Here is a 2,638-nt window from a genome sequence, read left to right on the forward strand (position 1 = left end):
TACCGGGGGAACGCCGCGTCCGCGACCGCCCGATCCGCCTTGCCCGTCGGGCCGGCGTCGCCCAGATCGGCCGGCAGGCCTCCTTCGGCGTCGAGACGGTCGACCAGCGCCGTCGATCGCGCGCCGAAGAGGAGTTCCCGCACCAGCGCCCAGACTCCGATCAGCGGCAGGACGAGCAGCGCGAGCCCCATGGTGACCGCGAGCGGGGTACCCGAGGCGAGCAGGGCCACCGCGCGCACCCCGGTGAGCGCGAAGTAGAGCACGAGGACCGCCGCGATGATCGCGACCCCGAGGATGGAGCGGGTCCGAGCGTTCACGGCGCACGCAATCCGAGCACGCGATCCAGGCCGACGATCAACCCCGTGGCATCCCTCGCGGCCTCCAGCGCGGCGCGGATGCCGGCGCGGTAGGCGTCGGGTGAGTGGGTGTCGTGCGTGACCGTGAGCGCCTCCCCCGTGCCGCCGAAGCGGACCTCCTGCTTCGCGATCACGCCGCGCATGCGCAGGCTGTGCACCGGGATCCCCCGGATCGACTCGCCGCGCGCGCGCTGCTCCGCGTACGGCGCCGAGACCGGCTCACCGGCACGCGCATCGGCGATCAGCTCGGCCGTACGGACCGCGGTTCCGCTCGGAGAGTCGACCTTGGCGTCGTGGTGGGCTTCGACGATCTCGACGCTGTCGAAATAGGGCGCGGCGACCCGGGCGAGCACCGTTCCGAGCACCGACCCCAGCGAGAAGTTCGGGATGACGACCGCCGTCGCCGCATCGCCGCCCGAGTCCAGCTCCTCGATGAGGGACTGCAGCCCGGCGAGTCTCGCCTCGGACCAGCCGCTCGTCCCGACGACGACGCGCTGACCCGCGCGGAGCGCGCGCTCGACGATGGCCGGCGACGCTTCGGGGTGGCTGACATCGACGAGGATCCCGGCGCCGGTGCCGGCGTCCGGTCCGGAGGAGCGGCCGAGCTGAGCGACCAGCTCGAACGCGGGATGCTCCCCGACGACCTCGCACACCAGCGAGCCCAAGCGCCCACGCGCCCCCGAAACCGCGACGCCCGTACTCATACCCCGATTCTACCGCCCGACCTCGGCTACGCTCGAACCATGACCACGGCGCCCCCCGCATCGGATCCCCGCTCCCCCGAACCCGCCGCGCCGCTCGTCACGGCCGCCGAGATCCGGGCGCATCTGCGCGACTCGCCGCAGCCCGTCTTCTACCTCAGCCGCAGCGCGACCAACCTCGTCGGGCTCGACCGCTGGGTCGGCGGCTTCCACTACGTCACGCTGAGCGACAGCTGGGACGGCGCGCATCCGAGGTCCTTCACCCCGACGAACATCCCGGCCATCGAGCCGCGCGGCAACGTCAACGTCGCGAACTGGCTGCTCGGCAACGACCAGGTGCAGGCCTACATCGCCAGCCGCACGCCCGCCGGATACCGGCCCCAGATCGTGCTCGCCATGTTCGACGAGACCTCCGAACGGCTGTGCGCGCAGCTCGGCTACGACCTCATCATGCCGAGCGTCGCGCTGCGGACCCGCCTCGATTCGAAGATCGTGACGACGCAGCTCGGCGACGAGGCCGGTGCGGCGAGCGTGCCGAACCTGCTCACCACGATCACCGGTTGGGAGGACCTGCGCGCCCAGGCGGAGCAGGCCGGCCTCGGCGAACGGCTCGTGATCCAGCTCGCCTACGGCGACTCGGGACGCACCACCTACTTCGTCGCGTCGAAAACCGACTTCGATCGGATCGCGAACGAGATCGTGGGGCCCCGGATCAAGGCCATGCGCCACATCGAGCATCTGCCGCTCGCCGCGGAAGCGGTCATCACCCGCGCCGGCACCGTCGTGGGACCCGTGCTGCGCGAGATCACCGGGCATCCCGAACTGACCGCGTATCGCGGCGGCTGGTCGGGCAGCGAGATGTACCCGGGGCTCGTCGACGACGGCACCCGCCACCGCATCGGCTCGCTGATCGAGCGCTTCTGCGGGCGGCTGGCCGAGGAGGGCTACCGCGGCATCCTCGAGGTCAGCATCCTGCTCGACACCGACACCGGCGAGGTCTATCTCGGCGAGCTCAACCCCCGCATCAGCGGCTCCTCGGCGCACTCGAACCTCACGCCCGGCGACACGACGCCGCCGCTCTTCGCCTACCATCTGCTCGAGTACTCGGGACGCGAGTTCTCGCTGGATCTCGACGCGATCCGCGCGGAGCGCGAGGCGGCGCTCGCCGGCCAGGAGTGGAGCACCCTCGTCATCCAGTACCCCGGCCCGCACGTCGATCGCATCGTCGCCTCTCCCGGCACGGGACGGTACCGGATCATCGACGGCGCCGCCGGCCTCGTGTTCGTCGACGCCGAACGCGACTGGCAGGGCCTCGCCGACGGCGAGGACGCCTTCTGGTTCCGCGCGATCGGAGACGGCGACATCTGCGGCCCCGGCGTCGACGCCGGCATGCTGGTGATCCGCGCGCGGGCGCAGGAGGAGCATTACGCGCTCACGCCGCTCGTGAAGCGCCTGATACCGGCCGTGCAGTCCGCCTACCGCGGCGAGCGGATCGGCACGATCACGAGGTACTGGCGCGCGGGCGTGCGCGTGCTGCGCGAGAAGCTGGGCCGCTGAGGCCGGCCGGCCGAGGCCGCAGCG

The 2,638-nt window shown here is 72.0% G+C and carries 3 protein-coding genes; 1 reads left to right on the top strand and 2 read right to left on the bottom strand.

The genetic code is table 11. The features are described 5' to 3' along the window. Both ACFPZL_RS12130 and dapB read right to left on the bottom strand, forming a co-directional pair. A partial coding sequence (locus tag ACFPZL_RS12130) for a hypothetical protein (RefSeq protein WP_382335612.1) occupies positions 1–317 on the bottom strand: 317 nt, incomplete at its 3' end. Further along, a complete protein-coding gene (gene dapB / locus ACFPZL_RS12135; protein ID WP_218113823.1) occupies positions 314–1,060 on the bottom strand; it encodes a 4-hydroxy-tetrahydrodipicolinate reductase in 747 nt (248 codons plus the stop codon). The genes ACFPZL_RS12130 and dapB, both read right to left, overlap by 4 nt. A 39-nt stretch (positions 1,061–1,099) precedes the next feature. Between dapB and ACFPZL_RS12140 the strand changes: the two genes are divergently transcribed. Continuing rightward, positions 1,100–2,614: a biotin carboxylase gene (locus ACFPZL_RS12140; protein ID WP_218113822.1), complete on the top strand. Its 1,515-nt coding sequence runs from the start codon at positions 1,100–1,102 to the stop codon at positions 2,612–2,614. Positions 2,615–2,638 lie beyond the last annotated feature (24 nt).

Origin of the sequence: Leucobacter soli, from assembly GCF_042659205.1 — a bacterium.
GTDB lineage: Bacteria > Actinomycetota > Actinomycetes > Actinomycetales > Microbacteriaceae > Leucobacter > Leucobacter soli.

Coding starts and splice junctions, on each gene's coding strand:
- dapB (WP_218113823.1), bottom strand. CDS start 1,060: ATGAGTACGGGCGTCGCGGTTTCGGGGGCGCGTGGGCGCTTGGGCTCG.
- ACFPZL_RS12140 (WP_218113822.1), top strand. CDS start 1,100: ATGACCACGGCGCCCCCCGCATCGGATCCCCGCTCCCCCGAACCCGCC.